Source organism: Humiphilus diazotrophicus, assembly GCF_059726315.1.
Map to the genome: position 1 here is coordinate 4,810,399 of NZ_AP040870.1, position 19,756 is coordinate 4,830,154.

Below are 19,756 nucleotides of genomic sequence, written 5' to 3' on the forward strand. Positions count from 1 at the left end.
GGAACGGTGGAAAGCGAGTGCATCCAAGATCCCTTTTGTTTTCTGCGGATTGCTTCCTAGGCCTCTCTCCCTGCATCTCTCATAAGAAAATATAAGGAGTCGATATGCAACGGAGAGGCTTCTTAAAATGTGGTAGGAACTAGCCTTAAATGTGTGATTTAAATCACAGTATACTGAAAGGCTAGACCTTAAGGTAGGAGACGCATGTTTCTATTGTGGTTAAGAGTGGCGGCGGTGTTATATGCGATTGCAAGCGCAACGGCGCTGCCTGCCGTGCTCTACGGCCGTCCTCGTTGGTGGAGGATGTGCATTCCGGCAGCTCTTACCGCGTTCTTTTTTCATTTCGTTGCTGTCGTCGAGATGCTGGCAGCGGCACATCGGTGGATTCCGGTGGGAATGCATGAAGTCCATGCCTTACTGGGCCTGTTGATTTCTGCGACATTTCTCATTCTTTGGTTGCTCCGGCGTACCGTGTCGTTCGGAATCTTTGCCCTGCCGTTGACGTTCTTTCTGGTGCTTATTCCGTCCATGGGGCCTGACAAATATACCTTTGCTGCAACGGGGGTCCGGAGCGGCTGGCTTTTTGCGCACATCAGCACTCTTCTTGCTGCTTATGTGGCCTTGATCTTCAGTATGTTGGCCAGCTTCTTCTACCTGTTGCAGGAACGGCGTCTGAAGAGCAAGGTGCCTTCGCGATTGCTTACCTGGCTTCCTCCTCTAGATACCATGGACAAGATCGCCTACTCCACGCTGTTGATCGGCTTCCCCTGTATGACGGTAGGCCTGCTGGTGGGGTCGCTGGTGGCGCAGGAGAAGGTCGGGTCGGAATACTTCCACGATCCTAAAGTCATTGCCTCCTTTGGCATGTGGCTGCTTTATGTAGTTTTGTTGTTCATTCGACGTGTTCAGGGGCTGCGTGGCAGGAAAGCAGCCTATGTATCCAGTCTGTTTTTCTTAGTCATGCTCGGCGTCTGGGCTGCAAACCAGTTCAGCGCTGTTCATAGGTTTACGGCGCCATGAGTTTGATACTGCTGGGAGTCAATCACAAGACCGCGCCGATTGAATTGCGCGAACGCATTGCTATTCCGGCGCATCTTTTGCGCGAGGCCACCCAATCTTTGGCGGGAACACCCGGAGTGAAAGAGGCGATGATCGTCTCTACGTGCAATCGGGTAGAGCTTCTGGCTTGGACAGAGACCCCATCCGTCGATCTTCAGCAGTTCCTGAATCAGTATTTCTCCCTGGAATCGAATCTGTTGAAGCCTCACGTGTATGAGTATCGCGAGCGTGAAGCGGTGCGGCATGTCTTTCGTGTCGCTGCCAGTCTGGACTCCATGGTGGTTGGAGAGCCTCAGATTCTTGGGCAGGTGAAAGACGCCTATACTGCTGCGCGTGAGGCCGGTACCCTGAGTGGAAATCTCGAGAGGCTCCTGGGCAGCGCCTTTGCTACGGCTAAAAAGGTACGCACTGAGACGCAGATTGGGCAAACGTCAGTTTCTATCGCTTCTGTAGCTGTAGATCTGGCGCAGAAGATCTTTGGTTCGCTGGAAGGGAAAAAAGTATTCCTGGTTGGTGCCGGCAAGATGAGCGAATTGGCTGCCCGGCACTTGATCCAGCAGGGAGCCGGGACAATTCTGGTTTCGAATCGTACTCATGAGCGAGCGGTCCGTCTGGCGCAGCAGTTTCACGGACAGGTAATCCAGTACGAGGAATTGCACAGTACAGCCGACCAGGCGGATATCATCATTACCTCGACTGGCGCACCTCATCCCATCTTTACGAAGAAACACGGGCAGCTCTTCATGCAGAAGCGGCGGAACCGGCCCATGTTCTTCATCGATATTGCCGTTCCGAGAGACGTTGAGCCTGAGATGAACCGGCTGGAGGGGATCTTTGTCTATGACATTGACGATCTTCAGTCCGTTGCTGCCTCTCATCTTGCCGAAAGATCTCGCGAGGCTGAGCTTGCCGAACGGATTGTTGCGCAAGAGGTCGAAGGCTATCAGAAGAAGCTGCGGACAGTGGATGCAGCTCCGGCAATTGTGCAACTCCAGCAGTCTGCGGAGGCGATGCGCCGTGTTGAACTGGAGCGATTCGGCGGACGATTGCAGTCTCTTACTCCCGAGCAGTATGCAGCCGTAGAAGCGCTCACCCGCGGATTGATGAACAAGCTATTGCACCACCCGATGACGGCGATTAAAGCTGCCGCTAGGGAAGGCGATGGCGCAAGGCTGAATTATCTAGCCGACGTTTTTCAGCTGGAATCGAAGCCGGAAGAATCTCCAGCTTCCGAAGCCGATGTTGAACCTCTGCGGACGTGTAACGTGCCTCATGATCATGCTGAAGATGCCTCTCAGGCCGTTCCTGTGGGACAATCTCCTTCTGTAAGGAAGGGTTGAATTTGCTTAGAATCGGGTCGCGCGGCTCCCAGCTAGCGCTTTGGCAAGCCAATCATATTGCCGGTCTCCTGCGCCAGAATGGCCAGGAAGTAACGATCGAGATCATCAAAACCACAGGCGACAGGATGCAGAATGTTACCTTTGCCCAGGTTGGGTCCAAGGGGATGTTCACAAAAGAAATCGAAGAGGCACTGGCGGATGGCAGCATTGATCTGGCTGTCCATAGCCTTAAGGATCTTCCGACAGAGCTGCCTTCGTCATTTGTCTTGGCGGCAACGCCGAAACGTGTCGATCCTCGCGATGCCTTTGTTTCTGTGCGTCATGAGCGTTTCCTCGACCTCCCTTCGGGAGCGAAGGTCGGAACCAGCAGCCTGCGTCGTCAGGCACAGCTGAAGGCACTGAGAGCGGATCTCGAGTACGTCGAATTTCGCGGCAATGTGGATACTCGTTTACGCAAGCTGGAAGAAGGGCAGGTAGAGGCAATCATTCTTGCTTCGGCTGGACTCGATCGTTTGGAAAAGGCCGGATACATTCGTGAGCGCTTTGCAGTCGAAATCATCTGCCCGGCGGCCGGACAAGGTGCATTGGCGATAGAGGCTCGTCGTGGAGATGAGGCGACCCTAAGTGCGCTTTCGTTCCTGAACGATGAAGAGACAAGTTTTGCGATTACTGCCGAACGCACTGCCTTAGGTGCTCTGGGCGGAGGCTGTCAGGTTCCGATAGGAATCCATTGCCGCAAATCCACCTCCGATTATGAGATCTTCGGCGCTGTGGCGAAGCCCGATGGAAGCACGGTCTTGCGTGCTTTTCGTCAGGGCCTGGATGCTGAAGTCCTTGGCGTTGCAATCGCGAAGGAGTTGCTGCACGAAGGCGCGTCGCAGCTGCTGCAATCGGGAGAGGCTGCAAAGTGAATTCGGAAGTGGGCCCTCTTGCAGGCCGGCGTATTTTGGTGACACGTTCCGCAGAACAATCGGCGACTCTGACAAATGGCCTCAAGGATCTTGGTGCAACGGTGCTGGAGCTTCCCATGGTGGAGATTGTTCCTCCTTCCAGCTACGCTCCTCTTGATGAGGCTTTGCTCAATTTGAAGCGTTATCAGTGGGTCATCTTCACCAGTACAAATGCCGTTCGGGTTTTATCGGAACGGTTGACCGTGCTGGGGCTTTCTCCGAGTGTGCTGGTGCCGCTTCGTATCGCAACTGTGGGTGCAGCAACTGAGGAGGCGTTGCTGCGGTTGGGCGTAAAGCCGGAGGTTGTGCCGACAACCTATGTTTCAGAGGCTCTTATCGACTTGCTGCGTCCTAAGGTATGCGGTTCTCGCGTGCTTCTGATTCGTGCTGCCGCGGCCCGCGATGTTATTCCGCAGGAGCTTGAGGCTTGCGGGACAATCGTGGATATCGTTGTTGCCTATCAGACTGTACGTCCGAAGCAGGGCGCCGAGAAGCTTGCAGCAATACTTTCGGAAGGAGTTGATGCAATTCCTTTCTTGAGTTCGTCTGCGGTAAAGAACTTTCTCAGCTTTTTGGAAGAAGCGGGATTAACTTGTCCGCCCCAGGGCGTGCAGGCAATTTCCATTGGCCCAATCACAAGCAGCACTCTTCGTGAGGTAGGCTGGCCACCGGCAATCGAGGCCAACCCCTCGGATGTTCCCGGAATCATCAAGGCCGCTAGAGATCTTCTTGCCATGTAATGGCAGTAGATCTAGATGCAGACGCCTGGGTTGGACTGCCGATCTGATAAATGTAACTGTGAATGATCTATTATCTCTAGTGAGAGCTCCAGGTTTTATCTCCCGAGTTACAGAGCTTTTCTAAAGAACAATCCAGGCATTTGGGCTTGCGCGCAATACAGATTTGCCTGCCATGATGAATGATCTCGTGAGAGAAGGCTATCCAGCGGTCTGGCGGCAGTATCTTCATCAGGTCCTGCTCTATTTTTTCAGGAGTAGTTTCCTTTGTGAGCTCTAGACGCTGCGAAATACGTGATACGTGAGTATCTACCACTACTCCGACAGCTTTCTTATAAGCCACGCCTAACACTACATTAGCCGTTTTGCGGGCTACACCGGGAATCGTCAGGAGTTCTTCCATTGTCTGTGGGACTTTGCCCTTGTATTCCGCGATTATGCGCTTTGCGGCACCAGAGATCGATTTAGCTTTATTGTGGTAGAAGCCTGTAGAACGGATAGACTCTTCGATTGCGGGAAGAGATGTTTCTGCAAAGGCCTTCGGTGTAGGAAACTTGCGGAAGAGCTCTGGCGTCACCATGTTAACCCGGGCATCCGTGCATTGTGCGGAGAGAATCGTTGCAACCATCAGTTCCCACGGATTTGAGTGGTGCAAGGCACATTCCACGTTGGGGTAGGCCTTTGCCAGTTCTTTGAGGATCGCGTCAATGCGTTCCTGAGCGAGCGGGTTATAGCCAGATTGTTTTCCGTTACGTGAGGGGCTCTTGGCTTTTGGTGCAGGTGTGGCGACGGCTTTCTTAACTACGGATTTTTTCACTGGCATTGGCAATCATCCATTCGTTGAACGCTCTTCGTGAATCGGCAAGTAGTGGGTATACACTCCCTGCTACGTGTAAGGAATATTCACGCGGCTTAATCCTAGCAAAGCAGCGTTGCTACATATGACTGTACCTCATCGAAGGTGTCTTATGCCTCTGCCTGTCTTTCATCCTGCTGTCGGACTTTTGAGGCGGTCGCCAGGAAGGAGAAAGCCGCAATCGTGATGTATCCGATCAATGGAACCGAGTATGCTATGGCGATGTTTTGTGTCGTCTGAGAAATCCATCCCATAGCCGGGGTCAGAACTGCTCCGCCGATAATGGCCATGATTAAGGAAGAACTGCCAAGCTCCGTGTTTGAACCAAGACCGGAGATGCCAAGCGCAAAGATCGTGGGAAACATTGGAGCCATAAAGAAACTGGTCAGGAAGAGAGACCACAGTCCTGTCCAACTGGGATACAGAATAGCTACGGCCACTAATGCAATATTGATTACGCTGTAGAGTCCCATTAAGCGGCTGGGCGAAATATACCTCATGATCCAGGCGGAGGTGAATCGTCCGGCAGCAAAGGCTACAAGCGTTCCAGTAAGAAAGTATCCTGCCGTTTTCTCCGGCTGGTGTGTGCAATCCTGGACGTATTGAATAAAGTAGCTCCAGGTTCCAACCTGCGTACCGACGTACATGAACTGTGCGAAGACAGCGAACCAGAATCTCTTGTTTTCCAGCAGATCAAGGACATTCCCTCCATGTGCTCCTTTTACATCTTCCGTGTGTGCAAAGCGTGAAGGCAATTTTGAGAAGAGAATGAGAGCTGCCCAGCACAGAGCAACTGTTCCGAGCACGAGATAGGGCATGACAACCCGCATCGTTTCATGTTCTAGATAAGCCTGATACTGGTGTGCTGCTTGCAGTGCACGAATCTGTTCCGGCTTTAGCTCAATGCCGGAGAAGATAAAGATGGTTCCAACCAGAACTCCGGTAATTGCTCCCAAAGGATTAAAGGCTTGAGAAATGTTCAGCCGTCTTGCTGCAGTAGCAGGATCTCCTAATTGGGTGATGTAGGAGTTAGAAGCAGTTTCCAAAAAGGATAAACCACTGGCAATGACAAATAGCGCGAGAAGAAAGAGTGAGTAGCGGCCAACAATTGCTGCAGGCCAAAACAAATATGTTCCGCTGGCGAAGAGACATAGTCCGGTGACTATACCTGTTTTGTAACCAGCTCTTTTCATGACGAGAGCGGCGGGTATTGCTAGAAGAAAGTATCCGAAGTAGAAGGCAGATTGCACTAGTCCTGCTTGGAATCGGGAGATGGCGAAGGACTTCATGAATTGCCGGATCAGGACATCGTTGAGGTTGTTAGGTATGCCCCAAAGAAAGAACAACACTGTAACCAGAAGGAATGGCATCCAATTGCCTGGTGCGATCAGGCGATTTCCATCGGCCTTTGTCGATGTAGCATGCGAGTGGGCTAGCATATTGCCGTCCTGTCTTCGGTGAGGAATTAGTTGTGGTGTACGGGTTTCACATCCTCTGTATCTCTACGGATTCCATATTTCATAAAGCTGCGGTTTTGAAACGCTTGTAAATTTATGGAGAAGATCTCTGTGCTCCGCAGCGGGACATATACCTTCCACCCGTTTTTAGCGCATCTCTTCCTGACTGAGTTCCGTCTATCCCTGTGAGAAGCGCGAGGTGACGTCAGTACGCCAATATAGGCAAAGGACAAATGTTGTTCAAGAAAGATTCCAGATTTTGTAAGTCATCGTCCTCTGGCGCTTGCGGAAGTGCAAAAGGGGGCGGGAACATGCCCAAGCCCTCCCATTGAAAAAATCCGGTTACAACTCGAACAAATCGCTGTAGATTGGTACCCTCAGTTCCTGGTGGCATGAATAACGATTCAAGGGTGCACTGCTAACAAGTAATGCACACCGAAGATATCTGCTGACAAGGAGGGCGCGCGAGCCAATGCTGTAAGTGTGGGGCCCCGCGAGAAGGAATGAAGAGCACAGCGAATTTTCTCGCGATTGACTTAGGTGCCGCCAGCGGCAGGGTTGTGCTTGGGCGCTGGAACGATAAACAGTTTTATTTGAACGAACTGCATCGTTTTGGCAATGGAGGAATTTCAGCTCCCGGAGGACTCTATTGGGATGTCTTTCGCCTTTGGACTGAGATTAAAGCTGGAATTGCAAAGTATGCTGCGCATAACAAGCAGCCACTGGATGGCATAGGCGTCTCTGCCTGGGGGCTGGATTTTGGCCTTCTCGATACTTCCGGGGAACTTCTGGGGAATCCCCATCACTACAGGGATGCTCGTACAGACGGCGCCATTGAGCGCTTACAGGAGAAGATCTCGCTTCTCGACCTTTATCGCAGAACTGGTGTCTACCCTTCGCAGATAAATACTCTCTGCCAGCTAAACAGCATTCAGAATGCCGAGAGCAGTCAGCTCAAATCTGCCGCGTCACTTTTGATGATCCCGGATTTGTTCCACTACTTCCTCTCCGGAGAAAAGGGGACAGAGTATACACAGGCATCGACGACACAAGTGTTCTGCGCTTGGGAGCGAAGCTGGACAGCGGATGTCCTGGATCTCTTTTCTATACCCCAAGGGATTTTCTCCCCTGTCGTAGATTCCGGAACTGTATTAGGTTCATTGCTTCCCTCTGTTGCAGAAGAAACAGGGATGTCCGGAAGGTGTCCGGTGATTGCAGGCGCATCGCACGATACGGCAAGTGCTGTTGCCGCTATTCCTGGACTGGATAAAAACACGGCATTCCTCTGGAGTGGGACCTGGAGCATTCTCGGCGTGGAGTCCGCCGAGCCGGTTACCTCCGAGCAGTCATTTGCCTGGGGTTTTACTAATGAGGGCGGGGTTAACGGTTCCTCACTGCTGCTTAAGAACCTTCCGGGCTTGTGGCTACTGCAGGAATGCCAACGCTATTGGAGCAAAACCGATTGCGGTCCTACTTGGGAGGAATTGATACAGCTGGCGGAACAGAGCCAGCCATTCGCGTTCTTTCTGGATTCGGAGGCTAGATGCTTCCTGAATCCGGTGAATATGCCGGAGGCGATTCGCCGTTATTGTTCGGAAACGAATCAACAGGTTCCAGAGAACAATGTTGTTATCGCCAGAGGATGTCTGGAGAACGTGATTTTCAAATATCGTTCGGCCCTGGACCGCCTGGAACGGTTAGCGAGCCGCAAGCTAACAAAACTTCGACTGGTTGGGGAGGGCGTACAGAGCAAACTCTTCTGCCAGCTGACGGCAAATGCAACCGGTCGGGAGGTTATTGCAGGACCAGCAGAGGCTCCAGCCTTGGGAAACGTAATGTTACAGGCAATTGCCAGCGGACATTTACCTGACATCCATACAGCCCGGGAAAGTGTTGCAGCTTCGCGTGAGTATTCCGTCTATTACCCGGAGGACACGGTTCGCTGGAACGACGAGTATCACCGGTTCTTTTCTTTCATCTCTCCACGGGCCGATGAAGATGCTTTTGAGCTCAAGGCGGAGACCCGGGACCGCCTTCGACGGTAGTTCCCAAATGAGTATGCATCTGAGTGGCAGGTTTCCCTCTCCGGTCCTTCTCAACAGGTGGGATGTTCCAAATGCAAAAGTTACAAAGATGACCAAAGTGAGCGTCTCGTCGTATAGATAGGCGTTAAGCTAGCAGTGGAAAGTTCGTGACGAGAGAGATGCTTCATTCTGAATGAGCGTTTCGCTCTTGAAAGGAAATTTGATGCCGCGATATTGCCTCGCTATCGATTTACAGGAAGATCCGAAGCTGATCGAAGAATACAAGCGTTATCACCGCAATGTATGGCCGGAGGTAAAGCAGAGTCTTTACGATTCCGGCATTTTGGATATGGAGATCTACCTGGTTATGAATCGTCTCTTCATGATCATCGAGACGAAAGAGGGCTTCAGTTTTGAAGCCAAGGCTGCGGCGGATCTGGCTAATGCGAAGGTGCAGGAGTGGGAAGGTATCATGGGCAAGCTACAGAAGCCGTTACCGAATACCGATCCCAACAAAGAATGGAAGTGGCAGCTCGCCGAACAGGTCTTCAAGCTCAAAGAGAGCTAGCACATTTCTCGCTCATACCCATAGGTGGAGGGTTTCCAATACCCTCCACTCAAGAATTACTAACAAGTCTGCTTCTTATCCCCTCAGTTACCTATCCGTTCATGGTTCACTACGCTGGCCGCACGTACACTGCGTATGCTGGCACGAGACCTGACAACCTCCGGATCATTGAACGAATACTACCATCCGGATACGGGGAGTCCCCTGAGTCATAGCGGCTTTATGGACTGGAATCTGCTTGCGCTCGAGATGAATCAAGAAAAATGGAGATGTCAGCTGAATGCACTGACATCTCCATCTTGTTTCTAGATCATGTTTACTTCGCGTCGGCAGCCAGTGCGATGCGATACATCGCCATGACATCCTTCAGCGTAGCCGTACGCGGATTGGTCGTCATACAGCCGTCCTTCATGGCATTTTCTGCCATCTTCGGAACGTCTGCATCCTTGACGCCCAGTTGAGTCAGCCCAGCCGGGATACCTACGGAAACAGACAAACTGCGGATTCTATCGACTGCCTTCTTTGCTGCTTCGAAGGTAGAGAGTCCGTCGATCTTTTCACCAAGAGCTACGGCGACATCGGCAAACTTCTCGGGGCAGGCGATCAGGTTGAAGTCGCAGACGATAGGCAACAGAATAGCGTTGCAAACGCCGTGCGGCAGATTGTACAAGCCACCAAGTTGGTGAGCCATGGCGTGAACATAACCAAGTCCGGCACTGTTGAAGGACATGCCAGCCATGAATTCGCCATAAGCCATCAGGTCGCGAGCTTCAATGTTATTCCCGTTTGCCACTGCCTGAGGGAGTGCCTTGCCGATCAGCTTGATTGCGTGGATAGCACAACCATCGGTAATCGGTGTGGCACCGGTTGAAACATAAGCTTCAACCGCGTGAGTAAGAGCATCCATTCCTGTCGCAGCGGTCAAGGAAGGAGGCATTCCAACCATCAGCAGGGGATCATTGACTGCGATGGAAGGGATGGAGTGGCGATCTACGATGAGCATCTTGATGTGGCTCTCCGTATCAGTGATCACCAGGTTGCGAGTAACTTCGCTGGCCGTTCCTGCCGTGGTGTTAATTGCGATGAGTGGAGGAGTCGGCTTCTTCGACTTATCTACACCGACATAATCGAAGATACTTCCGCCGTTGGTGACCAGCAGTCCGATTGCTTTGGCGCAATCTAGCGAACTGCCGCCGCCCAGGCCTACGAGTCCGTCGCAGTTATTCTTGCGATAGATCTCTAGTCCGTCTTCTACATTCTTGCGCGTGGGATTAGGTTCCGCTCCGTCAAAAATGACAGCCTTGACTCCGGCTGCTTCAAATTGTTTTTTGATTTCTGCTGCCATACCGAGCTTGGACAGGAAAGCATCGGTGACAATCAGAACATTTGTGGCTCCCAGTTTTTTGGTTTGTTCTCCAGCTTTTTTCGAACAACCAACGCCCATTAAAGAGACACTGGGCACGAAGTATTCAAACGTCTGCTCAGCTAACGCCATTCTTACTTTTCTTTCTCTTTCTTCTGGTGCCTTTGGGGCACTTATTTCTTGAAAACAGCCAACACTTCCTCGGTAATGGAGGAAATCAATTTTTCAACCTCTTCCGGTTTCAGTTGAGGCAATTCCTTTGCAATAGACGCTGCTGCGGTGCTGACGGCTTCGGCAACAGCTTCTTCTTCCGGCTCCGGCAGACGTGCATCGGGTAAACCGAGCTTCTTCTTGATTTCCAAAATGTCCAGAATCTTGGCAGGTGGAATTTCGGGAGGATGGGGCGTCAATTGACGAGCAATGAAGACCGTCTTGCAATAGGTGTCCACAACTTCTGCATACCATTCGGCGTGGGTAACGGTGTCGGCCCAGCATACGATTCCATGGTTTCCCAGCAGGATCGTGTTGTGCTTCTTGACGTAAGGCAGGACTGTCTCTGCAAAGACCTGGGTGCCCGGAGTTTCGTAAGGGGAAATGGCAACCGGTCCAACGAAAACTTCTTGCTCCGGAATGAGATTCGGCTGGGGAACCACTCCGGCGACAGCATGCGCGGTGGCATAGGGTGGATGGCAATGAACCACAGCCTTTGCCTTGGGAACAGTCTTGTAGATCGACAAATGCAGCTTCAGTTCACTAGTCTGTGGCCGAGTGCCGAGAATCAGATTGTTGTTGAGATCGACTAGCCCGATGTCATCAACGGTAAGATCTCCCTTGCTGCACAGTGTCGGGGTGCAAAGAACATACTGTGGGCTAATGCGGTAGGAGATGTTTCCACCATTCCCATCGACATATTGACGGTCCCAAAGTTTCTTTCCAACACGTACAATCTCTTCCTTAATAGCCAAAGCTTCAGGAGAGTGAAAGAGTTCAAGAGGTTCAATCGCACCAGGTGTAGCGGCCCGCACCTGGAAAATGCACTCCGAGACTGCGCGGCGAACAATGCCTTTGACAGTCTCCTGGAGTTCCAGAGCTGTGGAATTGGAATTTTGTGAAGAAGTTTTCATGATATTGTGAACTATTTAGATACTATACGTCCGTGATGATCCAACTTCAATGAATATTCCGTAGCAGAACGAGGATTAAGATTACAAGCATGCGTCCCGCTGAGCGGCAGTTGAAAATACAGGACTTATTCACCAGGGAGGAGTTCGTAAACCTGGCAGACTTGTGTCAAAAGTTCAGAGCTTCCAAATCCAGCATCCGTCGGGATTTGATTGAACTTGAGGAAAAGGGAGTGCTGCGCCGGGTTCATGGTGGAGCGGTTTCCCTCCAGGCACGGGATGAAACGCTGGATTATGGGCGTCTGGCCGTCAGTCAACACGACGAGAAGGCCAGAATTGGCCGTGCTGCGGCCCAATTGATAGAAGATGGCCAGACTGTAATTATGGGGGGCGGTTCCACCGTAGTGGAAGTAGCTCGCCATTTGAATGATCGCCCCGTTCAGGTCATCACCAACTCTATTCCGGTAGCGCAGCTCTTTTGGGAGAGCAAACAGACCGAGGTGATCCTCACCGGCGGTTATCTCTATCCGAAGCTCGGAATTCAGCTTGGGCCGTTTTGTGAACGGATGCTGAATAGTGTTTCTGCCGATGTGCTGGTGATGGGAATTCGTGGAATCACACGCGCCGGATTGAGCGATTCCAATACGCTGGTGGTCGAATCAATTCGCGCCATGATTAAGGCAGCACGAAAGGTCGTCATCGTAGCAGACCACACCAAGTTTGGCCGCGATGGTCTGATGCACGTGGCAGAATTGAACGAAGTGGATCAGATCGTGACCGATTCCTCCATAGTCCCGGAATTCAAACAGATGCTGGCTGAAAATAAGATTGAGTGTCTGCTGGCCTAACACTTCTCTTCTGTTGGTAGCTTGATCGTCAGGCTTGCCCCTTTTTAACTGTCTGGTCTCCTCCATGAGAGAGACCAGACAGTTAAGGGAATAGTGATAGTCCGAAATATCTATAACATCCGATTAACTGTAGATTTGAGTCCATTCTCTACATGGATGGTGTATTCCTGTCTATTCAGGAGCATGTTACAAATGGTGATTCTGATGGCGTTGGAAGCCTAGACATCGTATATAGCAGCGCCTCCTACAGCGATGTTTTCCTCGGTGATCTTGTGAATTCAGGACATTTTCTTCAAGGCACAACAAATATGTTTGTCTTTAGCCAGCTGCCTCGTCGATCCGGGAAATTTCAATGACGACGATGTAGCGACAATTGATACTGACAATTACTTCCAGATCGTGGTTTTGCTTGCAACGTCGGGACATTCGGCAATATTTGGATGAGACTTATACTCCCTCGTCTACAGACCTTAGCTTTTCAGTTTTATTTGTCTTTGGTATGGTTTTCTGAACATTCAAGCAAAGAGATTTCAAATGCCAATCGCGAAAGACAAGAAAGAACTTATCGATAGCATTGAGGCGGAATATCAACTGCTCAAAGCATGCATTGAAGACATTTCCATCAGGGAGTTGGAGCTTCCAGGTGTTTGTCACAAATGGTCGGTTAAGGATGTGATTGCTCATCTGGTCGAATGGAAAAGAATGTTTCTCGGCTGGTATAGCGAGGGATTGCAGGGAGGAAATCCGCCGACGCCCACGCGCGATTTTAAGTGGAACCAGACGCCTGCTTTGAACGAGCAGATTTATCAGAAATGGCGCGATAAGAAATGGAGCGTGGTTCTCTCTGAATTCGAATCAACATACGCGCAGATGCTCGAACTGACGCGATCTATTTCACAAGAGAAGCTTTTCGAAAAAGGACTTTATCCCTGGATGCGCGTCTGGCCTTTGTCCAGGTGGATTGCGGCTGCGACCAGCAGTCATTATCGTTGGGCGAGGACACGTATCCGCAAATGGACAAAATTGCAGAAGCCAAAAATTGTGCCGGCAAAAAGTGCGAAGGCGAGAATACCTGCAAAGAGAAAATAGCTTATATCGATGAGCTGAGAGGAAAGAGATTCCCCTCAGCTCATCCACTGTCAATAAATGATTAGCAGCAACCGGAAGATCTGGCTTGCAAGAACTATTTGCTCGCTGTAGCGTCTTTTATTGTTATGAAGAGACGATTGGTTGCGATTCTCGCCTGTACTATCCTTGGGGGCGGTGCAATCACCGCGTCGACCAAGTCAACTGATCCCGGTATGCTGGTCCGTCCCTATACACAATTCGGTTTCGAATCGTTGCGAGAGCTGAGTGCCGCTCAACCGCGGGAAAATATTTTTCTCTCCCCCACGAGCATTGCTTTGGCTTTGGCCATGGCTTCCAATGGGGCTTCGGGAACAACACGTCAGGCAATCATGCACACGCTGCATGCCGACGGCCAGAGTACAGATGCTTTTAACCAGGCGAATCAGGCATTGGTGAAAGAGATTGCAGAGACAAAGGCCGTTCAACTTTCTACGGCAAATGCCATCTGGGTACAGCAACAATTTCCAGTGAATCCGGAATTGCCTCGTGCACTACAAACGTCTTATCTGGCAGAGATCCAGAATCTCGACTTCCGTAGCCCCTCTTCATCGCAGGTCATCAATTCCTGGGTAGCGAAGCACACCAATGACAGAATTCAGAAGATGATCGACAGTCTCGATCCATCAACTCTGATGATGATCACCAATGCCATTGCCTTTAAGGGGAAATGGACACTTCCTTTCGAGGTTAAGGAAACACAGCCTCACGATTTTCAACTCGCGGCCGGTTCTCCACGTAAAGTGCCGATGATGAGGCACATGGCAGAGTATGCTTACTCCAACAACGATGGTGTTGAAGCGATTCGTTTGCCTTATGCAGACCGGTCCTTTGCTATGTATGTTGTGCTTCCGAAAGATGCCGCACACTTGCAGCACTTCCTTGAGCAACTGACCCCCGACAGCTTTTCGGCATTGGTTACATCTCTACGTGCTCAAAAAGGAGTGATCGAACTGCCACGTTTCACGATCACCTACGAGACGAGCTTGAATGATGTTTTGAAGAAGCTCGGTATGGGAATTGCTTTTGGAGGCAATGCTAATTTCGATGCGATTCATAAAGCTCCTCCACGCTTAGCGATCAGTGAAGTGAAGCATGCATCCTTTCTAAAGGTAGATGAGGAAGGGACTGAAGCTGCAGCCGCGACCAGTATTGGTATTCGAGCTCTTGCTGTCCGAGTAGAGCCACCACCCTTCCACATGGTCGTCGATCATCCATTCTTCCTGGCAATTCGCGATGAACGAAGCGGGCAGATTCTATTCCTGGGAGTTATTGCCGATCCTGAAGGTAAATAAGCGAAGAAGGGCTATTCTGAAAGAAAATGTCACGAAGATACAGGAAATGCATTGATTCAGCTTCAGCTCCGAGGCTTGCAGCTAGTCTAGGCTGCAAGCCTGGAGAGATCGCGTGAAGCTGGCATTTATTTCTCGATAACAAGTACAACATCCAGGAAGCGTGGTCCGTGTACTCCTTTGATGCGTGTCATCTCTATATCTGCTGTAGCCGAGGGGCCGGAGATAAATGTAGTCGGTAAAGTTGCTGTAGCGTTGAGCCTGTCAAAGGACTCAGGCACCGTTTCGACTACTTGACTCGCGAAGACGATGCAACAGTGATAATCGGGAACAAGAGATAGCTTGCGCGGCCCTTGTGCTGCGGCGTTCTGCAGTACAAGACTCCCTGTTTCCGCAATTGCAACCGTACAACCGGTCAGAACTCCGTCGAGGCGATCTAGATCGACAGCCGGAGCCCCTTCAGCATCATGAAAGGCAAAGCCTTCGGGCAGCCAGGAGCCAGGGGTTTCTCTCGCTATCCCGACACGGTGAACCTTACGCTCCGTCAAGATGCCGGCAATGGTCTTCTTTAGATCGGCAGAAGAGGTGCGATAAACACCAGCGTCGTACTCGCGAAGACGCTCTTCCAGCATATTCAACTTATCGGCTTCACTTAGTTGTCCGGCGCGAATGTAGTCTCTCGGGATTCCGGCATACTCCTGTTCGCGATTTGCGGAGGATGGCTTAATTGCTCCACGAATGCGTTCCAGAATTGCAGTTTTTGCCTCAGACGCTCCGCTCATTTGCCGTCCTCCTTACCGTTCTGATTCTTTTCACGAGCGGCCCACCATTCTCGGAAGGATTGTGGCGGGAGCGGTCGGAGGTCACGCACCTGCGTCCATCCGCCCAGCATCCATGGCAGGCGCTCAATGAAGCCGCTACGTGCGACAAAGGGTATTTGACCAATGCGACCCAATTGCTGCATTAGATGAAAACGGGTGCTGTCGGAAAGGATTACCTTCGCTGCCTGCATCCCGATATTCCAGATTCCGAGTTGTCCTATCAGGCTTTCCTGGTCTTTGCGCACTACCTTGCCACGAAGATGAATCAGAACCTCTGGAATGTTGATTTTTACCGGGCAAACTTCGTAACAGGCTCCGCAAAGAGAGGAAGCATAGGGAAGAGATTTACCTTGTTCAAGCTTGTGCAGCTGCGGTGTAAGTATTGCACCGATCGGCCCTGCGTAGACGGAACCGTAAGCATGGCCCCCGGTCTGGCGATAGACCGGACAGGTATTCTGGCAGGCTCCACAGCGGATACACTTCAGCGTTTGCTTCGCTTCCTGATCGTAAAGAATCGAGCTGCGTCCGTTATCGAGAAGAATTACATGAAATTCTTCTGGGCCGTCTCCGGAATGTACGCCACTCCACAAAGAGTTATAGGGATTCATTCTCTCGCCGGTTGCGGAACGGGGGAGAGTCTGTAGAAACACTTCCAGATCCTGGAAGCGGGGAATGACCTTTTCTATTCCAGCAACAGAGATAAGAACCTTTGGCAAGGTCAGGCACATGCGTCCATTGCCTTCGGATTCAACGATGCAGACGCCGCCTGTATCCGCCACCAGGAAGTTAGCGCCGCAAACTGCAACTGGAATACGCAAGAACTTTTCACGGAGATATTTACGAGCTGCAGCCGTCAAATCTTCAGGCCTGTCGCCAAGATTTTCGAGGTGCATCTCGCGAGTGAAGATCTCATGTACCTGCTGACGGTTTTTATGTAGTGCAGGGACGACGATATGCGATGGCTTATCTTTGCCCAGCTGAATAATCAATTCAGCCAGATCGGTTTCATGCGCGTGAATGCCTGCGGCATCGAGTGCGTGATTCAAACCGATCTCTTCCGTCGTCATCGACTTGATCTTGATGATTTCCTTGACGGCCTGAGCCTGTATCAGTTCGAGCACGATACGATTGGCCTCTTCGCCATCGCGAGCCCAATGTACATGTCCGCCTGCACGAGTGCAGGCTTCTTCAAACTGAAGCAAATAGCTGTCTAGATTTGCGAGTACATGTTCACGGATGGCACTGCCGGAATCACGCAGTTTTTGCCAATCGGGCAGCTCCGCTACGACCTTAGCTCGTTTGTTAGTGATGACATTGGTTGCATGGCGGACATTTTTGCGCAATTGGGAATCGGCGAGCAGTTCCCGTGCAGCTTCCGGAAAGTCCTTCTGTCCCCACTCTTCGGGCTGTGGACTCATCGCGATCCTCCCAATGCTTCGGATGCCAATATTTCTGCGATATGTGCGGTACGCACAAAGGTTCGCTGGCGATGCAAAGAACCGAAGATATGCATGAGGCAAGAGTTGTCGACTGCCGTGCAAACCTCAGCGCCTGTATTTAGAACCGAGACAGCTTTGTCGGCCAACATTGCAGAGGAGACATCGGCATTCTTAATCGCAAAGGTTCCTCCGAAACCACAGCACTGGTCAGCACCTTGCATGGGAAGAAGTTCCAACCCACGAACTTGCTTCAGCAGACGATGAGGGATATCTCCTAAATGTAAGGACCGCATGGAATGGCAGCTTGCGTGGTAGGTGACCTTATGCGGGAAGGTTGCGCCAACATCCTCCACACCTAGTTTTTTGACCAGGAACTCGGAGAACTCAAAAATCCTCGGCAACAGTGCTTCGACATCTGCAATAAATCTGGCATCGCCAGTTTCCGCAGCTGCTTTGGGATAGTGATCCCGCATCATCGAAACGCAAGAAGATGATGGGATGCAAACAACATCGGCATCCCGATAGACTTCAACAAAATGCCGAATGATTGGCACGGCCTCTTGCAGGTAGCCAGTATTCCAGTGCATCTGGCCACAACAAGTTTGCTTTGGTCGAAACTCGATCTCATGGCCCAGACGTTCAAGGACTCTGACGACGGATTTTCCTGTTTCCGGGAAGAGGGTGTCGTTATAGCAGGTGATAAAGAGCGATACTCGCAGGGCGCACCTCCCTCATGATGGATGGACGACTTTCATGATACTTTTTCTTGTCTTTTGTAGCGTGACTTTCATCACACGGGTTTGTCTGGTCGAAAGATAATTCAGGCAGTTCATAAACTCATGAAAATGAAACTATAGGAGGGGCTTGAGGCGTTTCAGTAGAAACAGAAATCAGTGTCCCGTTCGATTCGATCTTTGGTTGCTTAAACCTTGTGGTCTTCAACTACTTCAATAAAGAGTAACTACACCGGGATATTCGGAATTCCCCTTCGATTCGCAATCCGCAAATCGGAGGGGAATTCTCAAGATTGGTGCCGCTGGTACTTGTACCCCTTTTCACCTATTCCCTTGTATTCACCTGGCTTATCGTAGTGCGCTACTGTTTGTTGGTGTCGTAGTTCAGATAGACAACATGAGTTTGTAAGTACTCTTCCAGCCCATGTTTGCCGTCTGCTCCGCCAATGCCGGATTTTCTCCAACCTGCGTGGAAGCCCTGCATTGCTTCGAAGTTTTCGCGATTGACATAGGTTTCTCCGAAGCGGAGTTCATTGCAGGCACGCATGATGGTGTCCATGTTCTTGGTGTAGATGGAGGAAGTCAGGCCGTACTCGCAGTCGTTTGCCATGTCGAGCGCTTCGTCCAGATCTTTGAAGGTTGTAATGGGAAGGACAGGGCCAAAGATCTCCTTTTGCATAATGTCACTCTTTTGGTTGCAATTGGTGAGAACGGTTGGCGGATAGTAATAGCCTGTTCTTCCGGAATACTTTTGCCCTCCGGTGAACAATTGACTGCCGTCTTGAATGGCTCTTTGCACTGCAGCGTCGACGAGTTCGAGCTGTTTCTGGCTGACGAGAGGTCCCATCTCCGTATTGGATTCGAAGGGATTCCCAACTACGGTTTGTTGCATGGCAGCAGTGATCTTTTCAATGAACTGCGATGCGATGGATTCGTGAACGTAAACACGCTCGGTGCAATTGCAGACCTGTCCGGTATTGATAATGCGCGAAGCACGAATGGCCTTCACTGCCAGATCAAGATCCGCATCGGGCATAACAATGGCAGGAGCTTTCCCTCCAAGTTCGAGCGAAACTTTTGTTACGTTTTCGGAAGCTGCACGCATGACGGCAACTCCACCTTCGACGCTGCCCGTCAAGCTGACCATGCCAACCTTGGGATGACTGGCAAGCGCCTTTCCGATTACCGATCCTGAACCGGAGATCAGATTAAAGACGCCCTTCGGAAGGGAAGACTTGGCGACGAGCTGAGCGAAGGCGAAGGCATTATTCGGAGTTTCGCTACTCGGTTTGATCACGATCGTGTTTCCCGTAACCAGTGCGGGAGCCATCTTTCTCACGATCAGGAAGAAAGGAAAGTTCCAGGGAAGTATTCCGGCGATCACGCCTATCGGCATTTTGTAGAGCAGGATGTTTTCGCCTGGGCGGTCGCTTTGAATGATCTCCCCTTCGTAACGCCGGGCAAACTCCGCCATGTAGTCAATGTAGTCGGCAGAGAAATCCACTTCTACTTTCGCGAGGGAGAGAATCTTTCCTTGTTCTTCTGTAATGATTTCAGCAAGACTGTCTTTGTTCTTTCGGATCTCGCTGGCGATTTCTCTTAAGTAGCCAGCGCGTTTGATGGCCGGTAATTTACACCACTCCTTCTGCGCTCGCTCGGAGGAGAGGATGGCTGCTTCTACATCGGCTTCGGTTCCATTGGGAACTTCGGAGATTACTTCCCCAGTGGCAGGATTTACTACGGGGATCATCCTGTCGCTAGCTACAAATTCTCCATCAATGTACATCTGATAGCGGCGTACTTGTGTTTCTTGCATGATGACTCCTCTATGGTTCGCTGCCGGCTTTGCCGTGCTCAGACATCTCGCTTGCCTTTATCCATAGGAGCGCGGTTAACAGTACGCTTTCTCGGAACAGGCCAAGAGCGAAAATGCGTTCGTTCTGCTATGCAAATTTCCATCTGTCCGCTGGTCATCTCTGCAGCAGATTTGCCATGCAGAGCTTGACGATTACACCTCCGGAA

The 19,756-nt window shown here is 51.0% G+C and carries 17 protein-coding genes; 9 read left to right on the forward strand and 8 right to left on the reverse strand.

Annotated features, from left to right (window positions below; genetic code table 11):
* Positions 1-204 precede the first annotated feature (204 nt).
* Genes AC6I7T_RS20240 through AC6I7T_RS20255 form a run of 4 tightly spaced genes read left to right on the forward strand, consistent with a single transcriptional unit; the run spans position 205 to position 4,089 of the window.
* Positions 205-1,020, forward strand: coding sequence for a cytochrome C assembly family protein (locus AC6I7T_RS20240; protein WP_497789359.1), 816 nt, complete (start codon positions 205-207; stop codon positions 1,018-1,020).
* On the forward strand, positions 1,017-2,399 hold the full coding sequence (gene hemA / locus AC6I7T_RS20245) for a glutamyl-tRNA reductase (protein WP_497789360.1): 1,383 nt from the start codon (positions 1,017-1,019) through the stop codon (positions 2,397-2,399). Before AC6I7T_RS20240 ends, hemA begins: the two co-directional genes overlap by 4 nt.
* On the forward strand, positions 2,396-3,310 hold the full coding sequence (hemC, locus tag AC6I7T_RS20250; RefSeq protein ID WP_497789361.1) for a hydroxymethylbilane synthase: 915 nt from the start codon (positions 2,396-2,398) through the stop codon (positions 3,308-3,310). Before hemA ends, hemC begins: the two co-directional genes overlap by 4 nt.
* Positions 3,307-4,089: a uroporphyrinogen-III synthase gene (locus AC6I7T_RS20255; protein WP_497789363.1), complete on the forward strand. Its 783-nt coding sequence runs from the start codon at positions 3,307-3,309 to the stop codon at positions 4,087-4,089. The genes hemC and AC6I7T_RS20255 overlap by 4 nt, the downstream gene beginning before the upstream one ends.
* Positions 4,090-4,165: 76 nt before the next feature.
* On the opposite strand, the gene nth is transcribed toward AC6I7T_RS20255, so the two are convergent.
* The gene (nth, locus tag AC6I7T_RS20260) at positions 4,166-4,909 is read right to left on the reverse strand and encodes an endonuclease III (protein ID WP_497789364.1); all 744 of its coding nucleotides are present in this window, start codon (positions 4,907-4,909) and stop codon (positions 4,166-4,168) included.
* Between the two features lie 143 nt (positions 4,910-5,052).
* Entirely contained in the window at positions 5,053-6,381 is a 1,329-nt protein-coding gene (gene fucP, locus AC6I7T_RS20265; RefSeq protein ID WP_497789365.1) for an L-fucose:H+ symporter permease, read from the reverse strand.
* A gap of 521 nt (positions 6,382-6,902) precedes the next feature.
* Here fucP and AC6I7T_RS20270 point away from each other — a divergent pair.
* Entirely contained in the window at positions 6,903-8,444 is a 1,542-nt protein-coding gene (locus AC6I7T_RS20270; RefSeq protein WP_497789366.1) for a rhamnulokinase, read from the forward strand.
* A 202-nt stretch (positions 8,445-8,646) separates the two neighbouring features.
* Positions 8,647-8,991 (forward strand): L-rhamnose mutarotase, encoded by a 345-nt coding sequence (locus tag AC6I7T_RS20275; RefSeq protein ID WP_497789368.1) that lies wholly within the window; start codon positions 8,647-8,649, stop codon positions 8,989-8,991.
* 316 nt (positions 8,992-9,307) lie between these two features.
* On the opposite strand, the gene AC6I7T_RS20280 is transcribed toward AC6I7T_RS20275, so the two are convergent.
* Together AC6I7T_RS20280 and AC6I7T_RS20285 are read right to left on the reverse strand one after the other, a co-directional pair.
* Positions 9,308-10,486, reverse strand: coding sequence for an iron-containing alcohol dehydrogenase (locus AC6I7T_RS20280; RefSeq protein ID WP_497789369.1), 1,179 nt, complete (start codon positions 10,484-10,486; stop codon positions 9,308-9,310).
* Between the two features lie 41 nt (positions 10,487-10,527).
* Positions 10,528-11,478, reverse strand: coding sequence for a class II aldolase/adducin family protein (locus AC6I7T_RS20285; protein ID WP_497789370.1), 951 nt, complete (start codon positions 11,476-11,478; stop codon positions 10,528-10,530).
* 89 nt (positions 11,479-11,567) lie between these two features.
* Here AC6I7T_RS20285 and AC6I7T_RS20290 point away from each other — a divergent pair, with 89 nt between their 5' ends.
* The 3 genes from AC6I7T_RS20290 to AC6I7T_RS20300 all read left to right on the forward strand — a co-directional run bounded on the left by AC6I7T_RS20290 (position 11,568) and on the right by AC6I7T_RS20300 (position 14,743).
* Positions 11,568-12,323, forward strand: coding sequence for a DeoR/GlpR family DNA-binding transcription regulator (locus AC6I7T_RS20290; protein ID WP_497789372.1), 756 nt, complete (start codon positions 11,568-11,570; stop codon positions 12,321-12,323).
* A 534-nt stretch (positions 12,324-12,857) separates the two neighbouring features.
* Positions 12,858-13,412 (forward strand): ClbS/DfsB family four-helix bundle protein, encoded by a 555-nt coding sequence (locus AC6I7T_RS20295; RefSeq protein ID WP_497789373.1) that lies wholly within the window; start codon positions 12,858-12,860, stop codon positions 13,410-13,412.
* A 125-nt stretch (positions 13,413-13,537) separates the two neighbouring features.
* Complete coding sequence (locus AC6I7T_RS20300) at positions 13,538-14,743, forward strand: serpin family protein (RefSeq protein WP_497789375.1); 1,206 nt, start codon at positions 13,538-13,540, stop codon at positions 14,741-14,743.
* 125 nt (positions 14,744-14,868) lie between these two features.
* On the opposite strand, the gene AC6I7T_RS20305 is transcribed toward AC6I7T_RS20300, so the two are convergent.
* The 4 genes from AC6I7T_RS20305 to aldA form a co-directional block, all read right to left on the reverse strand.
* Entirely contained in the window at positions 14,869-15,522 is a 654-nt protein-coding gene (locus AC6I7T_RS20305; RefSeq protein ID WP_497789376.1) for a LutC/YkgG family protein, read from the reverse strand.
* Complete coding sequence (locus tag AC6I7T_RS20310) at positions 15,519-16,979, reverse strand: LutB/LldF family L-lactate oxidation iron-sulfur protein (protein ID WP_497789378.1); 1,461 nt, start codon at positions 16,977-16,979, stop codon at positions 15,519-15,521. The genes AC6I7T_RS20305 and AC6I7T_RS20310 overlap by 4 nt, the downstream gene beginning before the upstream one ends.
* Positions 16,976-17,719 carry a (Fe-S)-binding protein gene (locus AC6I7T_RS20315; RefSeq protein WP_497794633.1) on the reverse strand — a complete coding sequence of 248 codons (744 nt, stop codon included), beginning with the start codon at positions 17,717-17,719 and terminating at the stop codon, positions 16,976-16,978. Before AC6I7T_RS20315 ends, AC6I7T_RS20310 begins: the two co-directional genes overlap by 4 nt.
* A gap of 376 nt (positions 17,720-18,095) precedes the next feature.
* Complete coding sequence (gene aldA, locus AC6I7T_RS20320) at positions 18,096-19,550, reverse strand: aldehyde dehydrogenase (RefSeq protein WP_497789379.1); 1,455 nt, start codon at positions 19,548-19,550, stop codon at positions 18,096-18,098.
* Positions 19,551-19,756 lie beyond the last annotated feature (206 nt).

Excerpts from the sequence above, each read along its gene's own strand:
- AC6I7T_RS20240 (WP_497789359.1), top strand. The coding sequence starts at position 205 with ATGTTTCTATTGTGGTTAAGAGTGGCGGCGGTGTTATATGCGATTGCA.
- hemA (WP_497789360.1), top strand. The coding sequence starts at position 1,017 with ATGAGTTTGATACTGCTGGGAGTCAATCACAAGACCGCGCCGATTGAA.
- nth (WP_497789364.1), bottom strand. The coding sequence starts at position 4,909 with ATGCCAGTGAAAAAATCCGTAGTTAAGAAAGCCGTCGCCACACCTGCA.
- fucP (WP_497789365.1), bottom strand. The coding sequence starts at position 6,381 with ATGCTAGCCCACTCGCATGCTACATCGACAAAGGCCGATGGAAATCGC.
- AC6I7T_RS20270 (WP_497789366.1), top strand. The coding sequence starts at position 6,903 with ATGAAGAGCACAGCGAATTTTCTCGCGATTGACTTAGGTGCCGCCAGC.
- AC6I7T_RS20275 (WP_497789368.1), top strand. The coding sequence starts at position 8,647 with ATGCCGCGATATTGCCTCGCTATCGATTTACAGGAAGATCCGAAGCTG.
- AC6I7T_RS20280 (WP_497789369.1), bottom strand. The coding sequence starts at position 10,486 with ATGGCGTTAGCTGAGCAGACGTTTGAATACTTCGTGCCCAGTGTCTCT.
- AC6I7T_RS20285 (WP_497789370.1), bottom strand. The coding sequence starts at position 11,478 with ATGAAAACTTCTTCACAAAATTCCAATTCCACAGCTCTGGAACTCCAG.
- AC6I7T_RS20290 (WP_497789372.1), top strand. The coding sequence starts at position 11,568 with ATGCGTCCCGCTGAGCGGCAGTTGAAAATACAGGACTTATTCACCAGG.
- AC6I7T_RS20295 (WP_497789373.1), top strand. The coding sequence starts at position 12,858 with ATGCCAATCGCGAAAGACAAGAAAGAACTTATCGATAGCATTGAGGCG.
- AC6I7T_RS20300 (WP_497789375.1), top strand. The coding sequence starts at position 13,538 with ATGAAGAGACGATTGGTTGCGATTCTCGCCTGTACTATCCTTGGGGGC.
- AC6I7T_RS20305 (WP_497789376.1), bottom strand. The coding sequence starts at position 15,522 with ATGAGCGGAGCGTCTGAGGCAAAAACTGCAATTCTGGAACGCATTCGT.
- AC6I7T_RS20310 (WP_497789378.1), bottom strand. The coding sequence starts at position 16,979 with ATGAGTCCACAGCCCGAAGAGTGGGGACAGAAGGACTTTCCGGAAGCT.
- aldA (WP_497789379.1), bottom strand. The coding sequence starts at position 19,550 with ATGCAAGAAACACAAGTACGCCGCTATCAGATGTACATTGATGGAGAA.